Consider the following 15575-nt stretch of genomic DNA (forward strand, 5'->3'; position numbering starts at 1 on the left):
GCATGATATTGATTTCTACCCCAGAGCTTGCATCAAATAATAAAAAAATACGGTTTGTAAAACTAAAAATACAACAGGCTACAACCGGCATGAAATGGATTAAGATATTTAGAAATTTAAAAGATAATTTTCATATAGGTGGAGAGGTGGATTTAGACCATATTCTCCAATATCCGAAAGATTATATTGTAGGGGCAAATAAAAGAGTGTTATTTCCATACAATGAGAGAATATATAAAGTTCCAGGCACTAAAATAGAACCGGGTATAAAAGTAAAGGAAAGAGAGTATTTGTTTAAAGAATTCCAGCGCAAATTCTCTTATTTCACAATACTTCCAGAATGTAAAAAGGTAGCAACAAATAACGAAAATGAATTATTTCCTTTATTTGCACCAAAAGGATTAGAGACATTAACATTAGAAGTTTGGTCTGAAAATATAGCACTTGACATAGAACAAGCATTACTTGATAGCGAAGTTGTTTTGGCTAAAATTGGTGAAAATTCTTATGTATTGAATACAGATTTCCCAGTGTTATTAAAGATTGTGAGATACAATATTGAAAAGGTGTTACAAAATCCATATAAAATGCAATATTGCCAAAAATACAAAACAAATCTTGTAGATGATGTTACGAAAGCTGTCTATGCTACCGCGGGTGAGCGTAGTGATGCGACATTAGCATTAATCGCAATGAAAAATTGTGATGGACGCGAAAAAATTGATCCAAAACAAATCATTAGAGAGGGATTTGCACGAACAAACCGTATTTCAACATTTATTAATTTATTTATAGGCCAAAGTGTATCACGTAACACAATTGTAAATAGTGTTTTTAGTTTATTAGAACAAAAAGGATTTTTGAAGCGTGGTTGGAATAAGATAAATTTACCTTGTACATATGTTAATTTATCAATTGAACGAATATCGAAATTTGATTTCTTACCCATTTTTTCAAAAATAAAAGGAAAAGAAATTTTATATAAATTATATGGGAATACAGAGTGGCAAACGATTGATTACGTATTATTAAATATAAATAAACATAATGCATTTTTACCACAACCATCAAAGAGAAATGATATGGGGGCTCTTTTTAAACAATATGTTTTCGAAACATTAATGGAAATCGTACAATATGCAAAAGAACAAAATGAACAAGTTTACTTCATTGTAGATGCGAATTTGAGAAAATATTGGATAAAAGAGTTACAAAATAAAGAAATTAATACAGATATTTTACCTGATATTGTTCCTGAGGTGTTAAAGGTTCCAAACTTAAATCTTATTAGAATAAATACAGGTTTTGATGTACCAAGCTACGGGGCAATAGAACGTGATGATGCTCTAGATAGCATTGGCTTATATGCAGATCAAAAAGGGATGTATTATAGCACTGGTGAATATTCACTTAATTGTAGTGAAATTTTTCAGCGATATATACTTGAAATTCTACCATTAGGTGTAAAACCTGTAGAAAGGGATTATATCGCTAAAATGATACATTACATGTGCTGTAATTCTAGTATGCTTTCGAAAAAGAATATACATATGATATATTCCGTACATATGGAAAAAATAATAAAGAGCTATATTACTGACATAGATGCAAGAGAGTTTAAAGAGTTTGATGATGAATTGGATGTAGATGTAGTAAAAGTAGAAAAAAAAGATACAATTATTCTACTTTAAATACTAGTAAACAAATCCTGCTCGTTATATCGATCAGGATTTGTCATTTTTTTATGTAAATAAGGATATCTTTTGTCAAGTATCTTTTCGTTTACATATTTACTTTATGTGCAGACAGGATTAATATGTTTTTTAGAAATACAAAAACTATATCATATGGAAAAACGATTTTTATTAATTGAAAAAATTTGAAAGGAATGGGGAATTGTGAAGAAATTAGATGTGCTCTTAATGCTACTGAGCGGCCTCTTTCCAATTGCAGGACTTACAAAGCAAATCCCTCTAGAACAATCTCTATTTATTGGAGGGCTTTTATTTTTTACTAGTTTCGGTAGTTATTTTGCTAAAAAGATGTATTCACGTATATGCAGCTGGATAGCGTATGCGCCATTTATAACATTACTGTTAGTTATTTGGCATCAGGATATTTCAACAAGCTCAATCATAGCAAATGCGAAAATTGCTGCATGTGTCGCGTTAATTCCATGTTTATTCCGTTTTCGTACATATGGACTTACTTTGGGCTTATTCTCATTATGGGCCGCTTTACTATGGGATATAAAAGAGGTACAGTCGTTAGTCATACTTGAACGCATGACGAGTTTAATGACAAGCCATTATGTATATATATTACTATTAATTGGAGGGCTTGTATTAGGAGGATTACTTGCGATGTTCATTCACCGCAAAAAGAAAGATAATAATAAAGAAAATATAAATCTACTTGGACCAAAAAAGAAACGCAAAAGATTATCAATTAAGATTCGTCTTCCAAGATTGCCGAAATTAAAGATGAAACTATTTAAGTTTGGTGGGAAAGAATCTAAAAGTAAAATGCCAGAAAAGATCCATGAGTATAAGTACGAAGAACCAGTTGCAACATATGAAATGACTGAGCAAATAGATTCATACAAAGAAAATGCAGTTCAAGGTCAAACAAGGATGGAACGCCGAAGAAATAGGTATAATGCATAATGCAGTTTAATAACCCCGTAATGACTTATCTTAATATTGATAAATCATTACGGTTTTTTATGTAATTAAATAAAGATTGCTAATGAGGGAGGAATAGCATATTTTATAGGTGGGAACTTAAATAAAATAAGGAGAGGATAAAATGCTTATCATTACATATATATCTGCTTGTATATTATTCTTAGTTAGCTTTTTACATGTATATTGGGCTTTCGGAGGTAATTGGGGGACAAATAGTGTTATTCCAACTAAATCAGGGGAAAAGGCGTTTACACCTCGTGCCGGAATGACATTGTTCATTGCATTATTATTAAGTATGGCAGCAATAATTTTGTTGCAACAAGCAAAAATTGTTCATTTTGCAGTTCCTAATGTTATTATTCAAGTCGGTTCCTGGATTTGTATGATCGTCTTTTCTATTAGAGTAATTGGTGAGTTCAATTATTTTGGTATCTTTAAACGACAAAAAGATACGCACTTTGCTAGAATGGATACCGGTTTATATATTCCACTTTGTGTATTGTTATCTTTATCTTTCTTATTAGCAATAATTTTGTGAGTAAATAATAGTAGTTTCTTTTCTCAAAATATATGTAAACGTGAGAAATCTAAGAGTAAATAAAAAGGATGTAAGCGCCTTCTTGTCGAAATGTAAATTATTATGAAAGGCGGTGACACTATGAAGTATGTAAAAGTTAGTATGAATGGTGGAAGTGAACACAAATTTTCAATGACTTTAGATCGGTTTGAAGAACTTATTACTACAGAGAATGGGATATTAGAAAATAAATTAGTATGTATTGAAAATGTAATGATTAATCCTACTAATATATCTTCTGTAGTTGAAAAAATTGGTGTACCGGCTAAGTTTATGGAAGCTTAAAATCGTTAGATAAAAAACATCCATTGAGGATGTTTTTTTAATTTATAATTATGAAATTGTGAAGTGAATTTTTGAGTAGATTTTTTAGCAATGACTATGCATATATTAAGTACCTGAACATGGTGCTTAATATATGCACGAAATAATAAGTACAAGCATATATTATGTAGTAGGACAAGATCTTCGTGTCCTACTTAATACTCAGAAAAAACCTCTAATCACATAAGAGCATCCAATTGCAGGGTGCTCTTATTTTTTATGAAAATCTACTACGAGCCTTATTTTATAGTAGGATGCAATAATAAAGGGCTATTTTGAAATAGTGTTCTTTAGCCTTTAATTTTAAATTTATCTTTAATGTTAATAAATATTAAAAATAATATGATAGCAGAAATTAAGTTAGATAAGTAGAAATCTTGATGAAACAGTAGTTCGAAGATGACATAGAAAGTAACTAATAAGGCGATAGCAGGTAGTATGCAAATAAATATAAATCTCCAATTTTTTAAGTAATGTTTATAATTTGTAAGTACTCTATCCATAAATATAACTCCTATATTTTTGTTTTTATATAATTATACATTTAGATACAAGGATTTTCAAAGTAAAAATATTTAGCAATTCAAAAATATAAGGAGAGCTTTTGTTGAAAATCCAGATTGTTTTAGCAATCCGGATTTGACTTTAAAGAACTATACTAAAATGATACACTATAATCTACGTTATTTTTGAAATGAATAGAGGGATTTGTGTGATAGATAAAATTAAAAATGCTGTAGAGGATATGTACGAAGATGAGGCTAAAGATTTACTTCAAAGCATTCTCATACAGTTGAATTTATTAGAAGAAAACTATAGTGAAGATACAATTAAAAATTTGATGGATATTCCAAAACAATTAACGAGTAATCCTACTTATAAAAGGAATGTAAAAGAAAGTACGCACGTACATATTGCCTTTGATGATTCAACGGCTGGTTGCTTAAAATATATGTTAAATCAAGAAGAATTATATGAAGAGAGTATTGTTACTTTTTCTGAATTCTTTTCAATTGGACCAATATATAAGTTGCATACGAATGAGGGGCAACTAGCAAGACAGAAATGGTTAATAAATAACTTAACTGCTTATGATAGTTATTTTGAAGAAGAATATTTATCAAGATTTATAGCAACTATAGAAGAACTACATACTATTCCTGTTGAAACGCCTATTACAATTTGGAAGGCTGATAATGCACATGAACATGTAGGCTTAAGTTTTGTAATGGCACAATTAAAGGATAAGAAAAACATTCGAGTTATTAATACGTCTGAAGCAAGTAGAGAAATATTAAAACAAGAGTATGATATTCGTGGAACGGGAGAATTACCACCTGAAAGTTTAGCTCTATTCCAAAAAAGTTTTATAAAGCTACCTTATTTAACTGAAGAGAAGCGCATGAAGCTTGAAAATGAGTGGGAAAGATTATCGAAAAGCATAGAATGTTTAAGAGTGTGGGAAGAAAATGAAGTGCATTCTGTACAAGAAGATTATTTTGATCAATTTATAATTGAATGTGCGAAAAGTGTGGGTGCTGATCGAGAGTTCCTCAAAGCTCCTAGAGTAATTGGTGAAGCACTTGGTCTTGTTGAACAATTGGTTGGAGATACTTTCTTAGAATATCGCTTGAAACAATTAATTAAACAAGAAGTATTTGAATTTGAAGGTTCGTTAGATGAAATGCGTTTTTATAGTGTGAAGTTAAGGAAATAATAAACAAATTCTATTTTTAAAAAGCTCGTATTTTTAATAATACGAGCTTTTTAAGTTGAATTTGGGCTATACATAAGCTTCCCAGAGAGGGCATATCACATATGAATGTTAAAGGTAATGAATGAAAAGAAGGTGATTTATTAATATGTATAACCAACACAATTATCCATATGATCAAGCGATGTATTATTATCCACAAAACTACGGGTATGAACCTACAAATGAAGTGAGAGATATTGAACAAGAAGACTATAGACCAGATGATGCGGAAGATGCTCCAACGTCACCACCGCCGTCGCAAGCTCCGTCGTTACCGTCTACGTTTGCGTCTCCAGCTCAAGCAGGCAATATGAAATCATGGATGTGTAACTGTCTAGGAAGATGGGGCTATTTACGTTTACATCGTCCTGGTCCTTTTGGAAGAGATTTATGGTTCTTTCCAACTGAAGTGAGAAGAAATGGGGTATCGGGTTACACTTGGCAAGGTGGTCGTCGTCGTAAAGTAAGTTATCGCTATCAACAAATTAGTAATTTTATGTGCTTCGCATAAAGAGAAGTGGGTGAGTGAAACAATTTTACTCTCTCACTTTTTTATTTTTCAATATACGAAGTAAGATTTTGGTTAAAAATTTACAATTTTCACGTTTTTATTGGAGTATAATGCATATGTTGGGTTGGTTTTCAAAAACAAATGAGAGTGAGGGAATACAATGTCAATGAAAAATAAAGTTGGACTAAAAATAGAGGATGGCATTAATTTAGCTTCAGCTCAATTTAAGGAAGATGCGTATGAAATTTATAAAGAATCTAGAAAAATGCAACCTATCTTATTTGTGAATAAAACTGAACTAGGTGCGGAATGGCTTATCACAAGATATGAAGATGCCTTGCCGCTTTTAAAAGACAGTCGCTTAAAAAAAGATCCAGCCAATGTATTTTCTCAAGATGCATTGAATGTGTTTCTTACCGTTGACAATAGTGATCATTTAACTACTCATATGTTAAATTCAGATCCACCTAACCATAATCGTTTACGATCACTCGTACAAAAAGCTTTTACACCGAAGATGATCACGCAATTGGAAGGAAGAATACAGCATATTGCAGATGATTTGTTAAATGAAGTCGAGCGAAAGAATTCATTAAATCTTGTTGATGATTATTCATTCCCTTTACCGATCATTGTAATAAGTGAAATGCTCGGTATTCCAAAAGAAGATCAAGCGAAATTTAGAATTTGGTCTCATGCTGTCATTGCTTACCCAGAAACACCAGAAGAAATAAAAGAAACTGAAAAGCAACTATCTGAGTTTATTACATACCTTCAATATTTAGTTGATATTAAACGAAAAGAGCCAAAAGAAGATTTGGTGAGTGCTTTAATACTTGCAGAGAGTGAAGGACATAAACTTAGCGCTCGGGAACTATATTCAATGATAATGCTACTAATTGTGGCGGGACACGAGACAACGGTAAATTTAATAACAAATACGGTATTAGCGCTTCTCGAAAATCCAAATCAATTACAGTTATTGAAAGAAAATCCAAAATTAATTGATGCCGCTATTGAAGAAGGATTACGATATTATTCTCCAGTTGAGGTTACAACTTCAAGATGGGCAGATGAACCTTTTCAAATTCATGATCGAACAATTGAAAAAGGAGATATGGTTGTCATTGCCTTAGCTTCTGTAAACCGTGATGAAACTGTATTTGAAAACCCAGAAGTATTCGATATTACTCGGGAAAATAATCGCCATATTGCCTTTGGTCATGGTAGCCATTTCTGCTTAGGAGCTCCACTTGCGAGGTTAGAAGCAAAGATTGCTATTATTACTTTGTTTAATCGAATGCCTGAACTACAAATAAAAGGCGATCGTGAAGAAATTAAATGGCAAGGTAACTATTTAATGCGTTCTTTAGAGGAATTGCCTTTAACTTTCTAGAATAGTTAAAAGGAGACATGCATACATCGAAAATAATTTACATAGAGTATGTATGTGTTATTTAAATTCGAAACGGAAGGGTGAAAACATCCCAATGATCAACTAATTCTATTTGTAAGAGATCTTCGTTAAAAAACGAAATATTCTTCTGAATAGGGTTAGTCTGTACATTTATAGAAAAGGGATGTATTTCGCTCTGCGAATATATAGTCTTTTTATATGATTTGTGCTGCCTCCTGTTCAGAACATGAAATAGGAGGCTTTTTTATGTCGACAAATGTAGTAACGAAACAAAACAATGGGGTATCACAAGTATTAAAAAATCGGTTTGTACAAGGGATTTTAGCATCAGCATTATTTTTACAAATAGGAATATGGGTTCGAAACTTTGCGGTATTACTATATGTAATGGAAATGACAAAAGGTGATGCTTTTGCTATTTCGATGATTTCAGTTGCTGAATTCGCTCCAATTTTTATTTTTTCATTTATTGGCGGTACTTTTGCTGATAGGTGGAAGCCAAAGAAGACAATGATATGGTGTGAAACGTTAAGTGCCATTTCAGTATTCGCTGTATTAATTACGCTTATGTTTGGAACGTGGAAAATTGTGTTTTTTGTGACACTCATCTCTGCAATCCTTTCACAGTTTTCACAACCATCTGGCATGAAGTTGTTTAAACAACATTTATCAACGGAACAAATCCAATTAGCAATGTCCATATATCAAACGATATTTGCAATATTTATGGTATTAGGACCAATCCTAGGGACATTTATCTTTCATAGTTTTGGAATTTATATTTCAATCATCATAACAGGTATCTCTTTTTTACTTGCGGCAGTTGTATTGTTATTTCTTCCGAAAGATCTTGAAAACGACGTAGAAAAGAAAGATATCACTCTGCTACAGGAGATGAAGGATGGTATTAAGTATGTCAAAAAGAAAAAAGCATTAACTTTGCTAGGGCTTTGTTTTATGGCTGCAGGACTAGGTATAGGATTAATTCAGCCATTAGGTATATTTATTGTGACTGAGCAGTTAGGATTATCAAAAGAGAGTTTACAGTGGCTACTAACAGTAAATGGTGCGGGAATGATTGTTGGCGGAGCATTAGCAATGGTATTTGCGAAAAACGTTGCTCCGCAAAAGATGTTAATTATCGGTATGCTTGGTCAAGCAATTGGTATTGGCATTATAGGATATTCTACAAATTTATGGGTGACACTTACAGCTCAGCTTTTTAGTGGCTTAGCTCTTCCTTGTATCCAAATTGGTATTAATACGCTTATTATTCAAAATAGCGATACTGATTTTATAGGTCGTGTAAATGGTATTTTAAGTCCGCTATTTACCGGATCAATGGTAGTAACGATGAGTATAGCTGGCTCATTAAAAGAGATGTTTTCATTAAGTATGATGTATGAAGGGACGGCTTTACTTTTTATAATTGGATTATTGTTTATTTTACCTATATACAATTTAAAGCCAGTAATAGCGGTAGAAAGTGAACTAAGTGGTAAAGGAAGTGCCGTACAAAATGAATCCTAATCCAAATATTAAATACCCTATTGAAGGAAATCAAAACGTTCAATTTATAAAAAATACAATAACAAAACCTAATATACTTGTTGGTGATTATTCTTATTATGATGCGAAAGATGGAGAAACATTTGAAGATCGAGTATTACATCATTATGAATTTCTTGGGGATCTCCTAACTATTGGAAAGTTTTGTTGTATTGCATCTGGAGTTAACTTTATTATGAATGGAGCGAATCATCGGATGGATGGATTTTCGGCATATCCATTTAATATCTTTGGAAATGGGTGGGAGAAGTATACACCTAGTTTGTCTGATTTACCTTACAAAGGCGATACAGTTATAGGAAATGACGTTTGGATTGGTATGGACACAACTATTATGCCCGGAATAAAAATAGGGGATGGTGCAATCATTGCAGCTAAATCTGTTGTGACTAGAGACGTCGCACCATATACAATTGTTGGTGGAAATCCTGCAAATAAAATAAAAGAGAGATTTTCAAATAAAATAATAGAAGAATTATTGCAAATTCAATGGTGGCATTTTGACATTGAAAAAATAACTGAAAATATAGATGTGATTGTACAAGGAGATATTGAACCATTAAGAAAGCTAAAAAGGGAATAAAAAATGCATGACAAAGAGTATCATACCTCCGAATTTTGTTAATGATAATAGAACAAGGAGGTGTGATACTATGGCACAAGACGTTTTATGTGAAGTAAACAACTGTAAATTTTGGGCGAACGGTAATAAATGTAGTGCAGAGGCAATTTACGTAGTAAGTCATAAAGGTAAACATGCATCTACAACGGAAGAAACAGATTGTAAAACTTTCGATCCAGAAGTGTAAATTTTTGAAGGGTAGCCAAATCGTGGTTGCCCTTTTATTAATTATAGTATTGATAATAAATATCATTTTCATTCATTGTTTTTAACTTTTCTTGTTATTTTTTCATATTTTTTTCATAAGTGATGTAATCCAACTCAATTCATGTTCAATTCGTGATTTACTAAATTCAATGACTTCAGTAATAAAAGATGAGGTAACATCTAGAGACTGAATAGCAGTAAGCTGATTATGTAGTACGTTTTGACGTACAGTCAAAATCTCTTTTCTAGCCTCATAGTCAAGTTTTTCAAATAGAGCGATACGAACAAGAAATTCTGCATTGTTTGTCGCAAGTTTTTCGGGAAACTCTCGTAACATTTCAGAAAAAATTTCTTCTCCTGTTTCTGTTATATCGTACATATTTCGGTTTGGTTTTCCGACTTGTTTATGTATTTTTTTCGTTATAGCACCCATATTTTCAAAACGCCGAAGGGCAGGGTAAAGCATGTTGTGATTTAATTCGAAATTCTCACCTAAACGATTTTGAACATTTTTTTTAATTTCATATCCATGTTTTGGTCCTGTCGTTAATTCTGCTAGCAGTAAAATGTCAACGTACATAAAAATCCCCCTTATATATTTCTCAAGTTCTCTAATGAAAAATCCCCTTTAGTATATGTTAAAATAACATATGTTAGTTTATACAACTTTGAACTGCCGACCTATCACTTTTATTGTAAAAGAAAAGGGAGGAAAGAACTATGGCTTCACCTGAAAATGTTATTTTAGTTCATGAAATTTCAAAGCTGAAAACAAAAGAAGAATTATGGAATCCGTATGAATGGTATCGTTTGATGAGGGATAATAACCCGGTTCATTATGATGAAGAGCAGGATGTATGGAATGTTTTTTTATACGATGATGTAAATCGTGTTTTATCAGATTATCGCTTATTTTCAAGTAGAAGGGAGCGCAGACAATTCTCAATCCCTCCTTTAGAAACTAGAATAAATATAAACTCTACAGATCCACCAGAACATCGCAATGTACGCTCCATTGTTTCTAAGGCATTTACTCCAAGAAGTTTAGAACAGTGGAAACCTCGAATACAGGCTATCGCAGATGAACTTGTACAACATATCGAAAAATGTAGTGAAGTTAATATCGTTGAACAATTTGCTGCACCTTTACCTGTTACCGTTATTTCTGATTTATTAGGAGTCCCAACAACAGATCGTAAAAAAATTAAAGAATGGTCTGATATTTTATTTATGCCGTATAGTAAAGAAAAGTTTAATGATCTGGATGCCGAGAAAGGGATAGCATTACATGAATTCAAAGCATATCTTCTACCGATCGTTCAGGAAAAGAGATATCATTTAACCGATGATATCATTTCCGATTTAATTCGAGCTGAATACGAGGGCGAAAGATTAACAGATGAAGAAATTGTAACCTTTTCATTAGGTTTATTAGCGGCTGGGAATGAAACCACTACAAATTTAATTATTAATAGCTTTTATTGCTTTTTAGTAGATTCACCTGGAATTTATGAAGAGTTAAGAAAAGAGCCTAACTTAATTTCAAAAGCGATTGAGGAAGTATTACGCTATCGCTTTCCTGTTACATTGGCCCGGAGGATTACAGAGGATACAAATATATTTGGTCCATTCATGAAAAAGGATCAGATGATTGTTGCGTGGGTTAGTGCAGCGAATTTAGATGAGAAAAAATTTTCACAAGCCTCTCAATTTAATGTACATCGAACAGGAAATGAAAAGCATTTAACTTTTGGGAAAGGTCCTCACTTTTGCTTAGGAGCACCACTTGCACGTTTAGAAGCTGAGATTGCATTAACTACCTTTATAAATGCTTTTGAAAAAATAGAGCTATCTCCATCTTTCTGTTTAGAAAAATGTATATTGGAAAATGAACAAACATTAAAATACTTACCTATTCGATTGAAAGTCAAATAAAAATCTTAACAAGGTGCATACATTTGCATCTTGTTTTTTGTTTCTCAATTGTGAGTTTTAGATAATTACCTTAATATGGAATTGTATGAAACGTAGAGGAGGATTCTTATGTTGACTTGTAATGGAAGTAAATCATTTCAAAAGTTTATTAAAGGTGTTACAGATCTTATGGAAAACGGTTTATTTGAAGAAGAAATAGTGTGTGGCATTGAAAAGTTACTAGAAGAACTTTTAGAAAAGAAAACATGGCTTCCGTTAGATAAACAGAAGGCGAATTTGACTCAATATGCACGACATTTATTGTATGAAGATCCGCTCAAACGTTTTGAAGTACTAGCTCTCGTATGGAAAAATGGACAATCTACCCCTTTACATGATCATGATGGCACATGGGGGGTAGAAGGCGTTTTTTCAGGAAGGATTATGGTGCAGAACTTTATACAAACGAAACAACTTGGTAATTCACTTGTTTATTTAACACATACAGGAAATCTTTATTTGGGAGAAGGAGAAACTGATAAAGTAATTCCGCCAGCAGATTGTCATATTCTTGAAATCAGCAAAAATGAAAGCGTTATTACGATTCATGTCTATGGAAAACAGTTAGAAAAGTTTAAAGTATATATCCCAACTGAAGAAAAAAATGTGTACATGTGTGAGACAAAATACATTAGTTACAATTCATAGTTTAAAATCCAAAGCTTTTTAAAAAGAAAAGCTTTGGATTTTATTTTTAATTATTTCTTGACCTGAAACGCTTTTCATAAATTATAAATAAGAAGTACCTCACGAGGATTGTATGAAAACGATACCTAATAATTAATTGGAACTCGTGTATTTATAGAAAGTGGTGAAGAAATAATGAAATTAATCGCAATTGATTTAGATGGAACTCTTCTTTCGGGGAATAAAATGATAAGTAAAGAAAATGCAGAAGCAATTCGAACATGTCAAGAAGCTGGCCATGTCGTAGCAATTTGTACAGGACGTTCTATTGTTGACATTGAGCGATTATTGTTAGAAGTTGATTTAGAGTGTCCAATCATTGCGGAAAATGGCGCGCTTATATATAAAGATAAGAAAATGATGAAGAGATATCCAATTCAAAATATGCAGGCACTTGAAATTGTAGAATATCTTGAAGAGAATGGTTTATATTATCAGCTCTATACTGATAAAGGTGTGTATGTCCCGGATTATGGAGTAGAGAGTGTACGTAATGAAATTGAGTATGTGAAGAATTCAAAAGAAAATTTCGACTTGAAAGAGTTAGAAACAATCGCAGCATTATATCTTGAGCATACAGCGTTTCATAGTGCGGAAAGTTGTAAACCAATTGTAGAAACAGATATACATGTGCATAAACTATTACCATTTTCTTATGATATTGAGAAATTAAAAAAACTAAAAGAAACATTTCTTCATAATACAGATTTAGCAATTACATCTTCATATTGGCACAATTTAGAGATTAATCATCGAGATGCTCAAAAAGGGAATGGATTATATACTTTAGCAGAACATCTTAATATTCCGGTTGAAAACACTGTAGCGATAGGTGATGGGCTAAACGATGTTTCAATGATGGAAAAAGCGAACATATCAATTGCAATGGGGAATGCAGTTGAAGAAATAAAAGCAAGGTGTAAACACGAAACGTTATCAAATGAAGAACATGGTGTGGCACATGCTTTATATAAATATGTAATGTAATTAAAAAAAGAAAAAAGAATCCAAATGGATTCTTTTTTCTTTTTTATTAGGGGTAAGGTATTCTATGAGATTCATAGAAGCCTTATTACATTTCATTATATAGAATATATTGGAATAAATGTTTATATTTTTCATAAAAATTGTGAATATTTTATGAACTTTATACTTATTGCATGTTTATACCGCTATTAGTGAGGCGTATGACTCTCAAGTGAAAATTCAGTGAATGTAAGGAGGAATTCAAGTTACCTAGACAATAAATGAGGAATGAGCGAAATATATACTAATTAAAGGTGTATTCAGTATGTATATTCTTTTCTTATTTTAATTGAAAAATAAAATTTATTTGAATAATTATTCTACAGCTATATACCTACACTAGCTTTCTTCGTATAATGGAGAAGTATGAATTTTAGATTTGTATTAATTTTACATATTGAGGTGAAAAAGGAATGAATTCGCGGCTAATGGAACTTATTGATGTGAGTACAATAGAAACCATGGCAGAACAATTTTATAAATTAACTAACATATCACATCAACTTCTTGATGCTGAAAAAGAGTGTGTTTTTTCATTCGGAATGAATGAGATAAAAAAGAGTAAACTTCCAAAGATTGAAATCCCCATTTTCTTATACAATCAACATTTAGGTTCTTTTGTTGTATGGTCCAAAAAAAGTGAAATTTTCAGTTGTCAAAAATACTTTGAAATGCTCTCAAGTTTAATTTTAGATGGCGCAATAAAAGTATTTCAAAGTAAAAATACAACGTTGCTTTCTCGAAAAGAGGAGGAACTACATACGATTTTACAAAACATGCCTGTTATGGTCGATGCGCTTGATTATAATGGAGATTTTGTTTTGTGGAACCGAGAATGTGAAATTGTAACAGGTTATACCGCTGAAGAAATAATTGGAAATCCAAATGCACTGCAATTATTGTATCCTGATCATAGTTATCGGCAGCAAATACAAAAGAAATTTTTAACTTGTGGAAAGAATTTCAGAGATTGGGAAATGCACTTAACGTGTAAAAATGGTGAAATCAAAACAATAATGTGGTCGAATATATCAGAACAGTTTCCTGTAACAGGATATAGTTATTGGGCTGTTGGTGTAGATATTACGCATTTAAAAGCGATAGAAGAGCAGTTAAAACAACAAACATCTGAACTGGAATTAATTTTTAAAGCTTTACCAGATTTATGTTTCTTAACAGAAGATGATGGCACGATTATTGATTACAAGGCAGGATCTCCTACGAAGTTTTACGTACCCGCAGAAGCTTTTATGGGAAAAAAGTTTTACGAAGTATTACCATCTTCAGTAGCGCAGCAGTTTCAGGAAGCCATTAATCAAGTGAAGGAAAAAGGAACGAATGTAATTGTAGAATATCCACTCACACTTAATGGAAGTATTGATTTCTTTGAAGCTAGGTGCTTACCATTATTACGTGATAAAATTATGATTATTGTACGCGACATTACAGAGCGAAAAAAGACAGAAGAATTGTTAAACAAATCAGATACGCTTGCAGCAATTGGTCAATTAGCAGCTGGTGTAGCTCATGAAGTGAGAAATCCTTTAACTGTAATTAAAGGTTTTATACAGTTATTCCAAATTAATAAAGAAGATCAAGAAAAATATTTTGATCTTATGCTTTCTGAAATTGAAAGGATAGAAGCGATCCTGCAAGAATTTCTGTCAATTGCTAAAACAGATGAGATAAATACAGAAAAGAAAAATATTTATCAAATTTTTAAAAATGTCGTATCGTTAATGAATACAAAAGCAATTATGACAAATATTCAAGTTGAACTATTTACGGATGACAAAGATATAATTATTGAATGCTCAGAAAATCAATTGAAACAAGTATTTATTAATATTTTGCAAAATTCAATCGAAGCTATGCCAAATGGTGGGGAAATTTCAATTCACATAAAAGAAATAAATGATGATGGTGTCATCATTCATGTAATAGATGAAGGAATAGGCATACCTGAAGAAAGAATTAAGAGATTAGGTGAACCTTTTTATAGTACGAAAGAAAAAGGGACTGGTATTGGATTAATGTTAAGTTATAAAATTATTGAAAGTCATCAAGGGACAATTAGTATCATGAGCGAGGTTGGTGTCGGGACAACGGTAACTATTTACTTACCGAAAGTACAAAGTAAACAACCTCTGTCGAATTGTGACGATAAATGTATAGCAGTACGCACTAGTAGTAATTCTTAAATCACTTAATACCCAAT

The 15575-nt window shown here is 31.9% G+C and carries 16 protein-coding genes; 14 read left to right on the forward strand and 2 right to left on the reverse strand.

From position 1 onward, the window contains the following. Nucleotides 1–8 precede the first annotated feature (8 nt). The 4 genes from AC241_RS13090 (at nucleotide 9) to AC241_RS13105 (ending at nucleotide 3549) form a co-directional block, all read left to right on the forward strand. Entirely contained in the window at nucleotides 9–1691 is a 1683-nt protein-coding gene (locus AC241_RS13090) for an RNaseH domain-containing protein (RefSeq protein ID WP_155417076.1), read from the forward strand. A gap of 207 nt (nucleotides 1692–1898) precedes the next feature. After that, nucleotides 1899–2666 (forward strand): DUF3959 family protein, encoded by a 768-nt coding sequence (locus AC241_RS13095; RefSeq protein ID WP_050843788.1) that lies wholly within the window; start codon nucleotides 1899–1901, stop codon nucleotides 2664–2666. 142 nt (nucleotides 2667–2808) lie between these two features. Then, nucleotides 2809–3225 carry a DUF3995 domain-containing protein gene (locus tag AC241_RS13100; RefSeq protein ID WP_050843790.1) on the forward strand — a complete coding sequence of 139 codons (417 nt, stop codon included), beginning with the start codon at nucleotides 2809–2811 and terminating at the stop codon, nucleotides 3223–3225. Nucleotides 3226–3345: 120 nt separating this feature from the next. Then, the gene (locus AC241_RS13105) at nucleotides 3346–3549 is read left to right on the forward strand and encodes a hypothetical protein (RefSeq protein ID WP_000878369.1); all 204 of its coding nucleotides are present in this window, start codon (nucleotides 3346–3348) and stop codon (nucleotides 3547–3549) included. 329 nt (nucleotides 3550–3878) lie between these two features. Here AC241_RS13105 and AC241_RS13110 read toward each other — a convergent pair whose 3' ends face one another. Further along, nucleotides 3879–4091 (reverse strand): hypothetical protein, encoded by a 213-nt coding sequence (locus AC241_RS13110; RefSeq protein ID WP_016081449.1) that lies wholly within the window; start codon nucleotides 4089–4091, stop codon nucleotides 3879–3881. Between the two features lie 209 nt (nucleotides 4092–4300). Here AC241_RS13110 and AC241_RS13115 point away from each other — a divergent pair, with 209 nt between their 5' ends. The 6 genes from AC241_RS13115 to AC241_RS13140 all read left to right on the forward strand — a co-directional run bounded on the left by AC241_RS13115 (nucleotide 4301) and on the right by AC241_RS13140 (nucleotide 9650). After that, complete coding sequence (locus tag AC241_RS13115) at nucleotides 4301–5305, forward strand: DUF1835 domain-containing protein (RefSeq protein ID WP_050843794.1); 1005 nt, start codon at nucleotides 4301–4303, stop codon at nucleotides 5303–5305. Between the two features lie 145 nt (nucleotides 5306–5450). Further along, nucleotides 5451–5855 (forward strand): hypothetical protein, encoded by a 405-nt coding sequence (locus tag AC241_RS13120; RefSeq protein ID WP_050843796.1) that lies wholly within the window; start codon nucleotides 5451–5453, stop codon nucleotides 5853–5855. Nucleotides 5856–6015: 160 nt separating this feature from the next. After that, a complete protein-coding gene (gene cypA, locus AC241_RS13125; protein WP_048564721.1) occupies nucleotides 6016–7251 on the forward strand; it encodes a cytochrome P450 in 1236 nt (411 codons plus the stop codon). Nucleotides 7252–7518: 267 nt separating this feature from the next. After that, a complete protein-coding gene (locus AC241_RS13130) occupies nucleotides 7519–8802 on the forward strand; it encodes an MFS transporter (protein ID WP_016081445.1) in 1284 nt (427 codons plus the stop codon). Continuing rightward, nucleotides 8792–9424 (forward strand): Vat family streptogramin A O-acetyltransferase, encoded by a 633-nt coding sequence (locus tag AC241_RS13135; protein ID WP_043938198.1) that lies wholly within the window; start codon nucleotides 8792–8794, stop codon nucleotides 9422–9424. Before AC241_RS13130 ends, AC241_RS13135 begins: the two co-directional genes overlap by 11 nt. Before the next feature lie 70 nt (nucleotides 9425–9494). Beyond that, entirely contained in the window at nucleotides 9495–9650 is a 156-nt protein-coding gene (locus AC241_RS13140; RefSeq protein WP_000046095.1) for a DUF1540 domain-containing protein, read from the forward strand. Nucleotides 9651–9752: 102 nt separating this feature from the next. Here AC241_RS13140 and AC241_RS13145 read toward each other — a convergent pair whose 3' ends face one another. After that, the gene (locus tag AC241_RS13145) at nucleotides 9753–10250 is read right to left on the reverse strand and encodes a PadR family transcriptional regulator (RefSeq protein WP_016081443.1); all 498 of its coding nucleotides are present in this window, start codon (nucleotides 10248–10250) and stop codon (nucleotides 9753–9755) included. A 140-nt stretch (nucleotides 10251–10390) separates the two neighbouring features. Here AC241_RS13145 and AC241_RS13150 point away from each other — a divergent pair, with 140 nt between their 5' ends. The 4 genes from AC241_RS13150 to AC241_RS13165 all read left to right on the forward strand — a co-directional run bounded on the left by AC241_RS13150 (nucleotide 10391) and on the right by AC241_RS13165 (nucleotide 15558). Next, nucleotides 10391–11605 carry a cytochrome P450 gene (locus AC241_RS13150; RefSeq protein WP_016081442.1) on the forward strand — a complete coding sequence of 405 codons (1215 nt, stop codon included), beginning with the start codon at nucleotides 10391–10393 and terminating at the stop codon, nucleotides 11603–11605. A gap of 108 nt (nucleotides 11606–11713) precedes the next feature. Then, complete coding sequence (locus AC241_RS13155) at nucleotides 11714–12292, forward strand: cysteine dioxygenase family protein (RefSeq protein WP_043938199.1); 579 nt, start codon at nucleotides 11714–11716, stop codon at nucleotides 12290–12292. A 174-nt stretch (nucleotides 12293–12466) separates the two neighbouring features. Continuing rightward, nucleotides 12467–13318 (forward strand): Cof-type HAD-IIB family hydrolase, encoded by an 852-nt coding sequence (locus AC241_RS13160; protein WP_050843797.1) that lies wholly within the window; start codon nucleotides 12467–12469, stop codon nucleotides 13316–13318. A gap of 452 nt (nucleotides 13319–13770) precedes the next feature. Continuing rightward, nucleotides 13771–15558, forward strand: coding sequence for a PAS domain-containing sensor histidine kinase (locus AC241_RS13165; RefSeq protein WP_029442444.1), 1788 nt, complete (start codon nucleotides 13771–13773; stop codon nucleotides 15556–15558). The last annotated feature ends 17 nt before the right edge of the window (nucleotides 15559–15575 follow it).

Source organism: Bacillus thuringiensis (assembly GCF_001182785.1).
Taxonomy (GTDB): domain Bacteria; phylum Bacillota; class Bacilli; order Bacillales; family Bacillaceae_G; genus Bacillus_A; species Bacillus_A thuringiensis_S.

Bases quoted from the DNA above. Each gene is read 5' to 3' on its own strand.
- AC241_RS13100 (WP_050843790.1), top strand. From the start codon at position 2,809: ATGCTTATCATTACATATATATCTGCTTGTATATTATTCTTAGTTAGC.
- AC241_RS13105 (WP_000878369.1), top strand. From the start codon at position 3,346: ATGAAGTATGTAAAAGTTAGTATGAATGGTGGAAGTGAACACAAATTT.
- AC241_RS13110 (WP_016081449.1), bottom strand. From the start codon at position 4,091: ATGGATAGAGTACTTACAAATTATAAACATTACTTAAAAAATTGGAGA.
- AC241_RS13120 (WP_050843796.1), top strand. From the start codon at position 5,451: ATGTATAACCAACACAATTATCCATATGATCAAGCGATGTATTATTAT.
- cypA (WP_048564721.1), top strand. From the start codon at position 6,016: ATGTCAATGAAAAATAAAGTTGGACTAAAAATAGAGGATGGCATTAAT.
- AC241_RS13130 (WP_016081445.1), top strand. From the start codon at position 7,519: ATGTCGACAAATGTAGTAACGAAACAAAACAATGGGGTATCACAAGTA.
- AC241_RS13135 (WP_043938198.1), top strand. From the start codon at position 8,792: ATGAATCCTAATCCAAATATTAAATACCCTATTGAAGGAAATCAAAAC.
- AC241_RS13140 (WP_000046095.1), top strand. From the start codon at position 9,495: ATGGCACAAGACGTTTTATGTGAAGTAAACAACTGTAAATTTTGGGCG.
- AC241_RS13145 (WP_016081443.1), bottom strand. From the start codon at position 10,250: ATGTACGTTGACATTTTACTGCTAGCAGAATTAACGACAGGACCAAAA.
- AC241_RS13150 (WP_016081442.1), top strand. From the start codon at position 10,391: ATGGCTTCACCTGAAAATGTTATTTTAGTTCATGAAATTTCAAAGCTG.
- AC241_RS13155 (WP_043938199.1), top strand. From the start codon at position 11,714: ATGTTGACTTGTAATGGAAGTAAATCATTTCAAAAGTTTATTAAAGGT.
- AC241_RS13160 (WP_050843797.1), top strand. From the start codon at position 12,467: ATGAAATTAATCGCAATTGATTTAGATGGAACTCTTCTTTCGGGGAAT.
- AC241_RS13165 (WP_029442444.1), top strand. From the start codon at position 13,771: ATGAATTCGCGGCTAATGGAACTTATTGATGTGAGTACAATAGAAACC.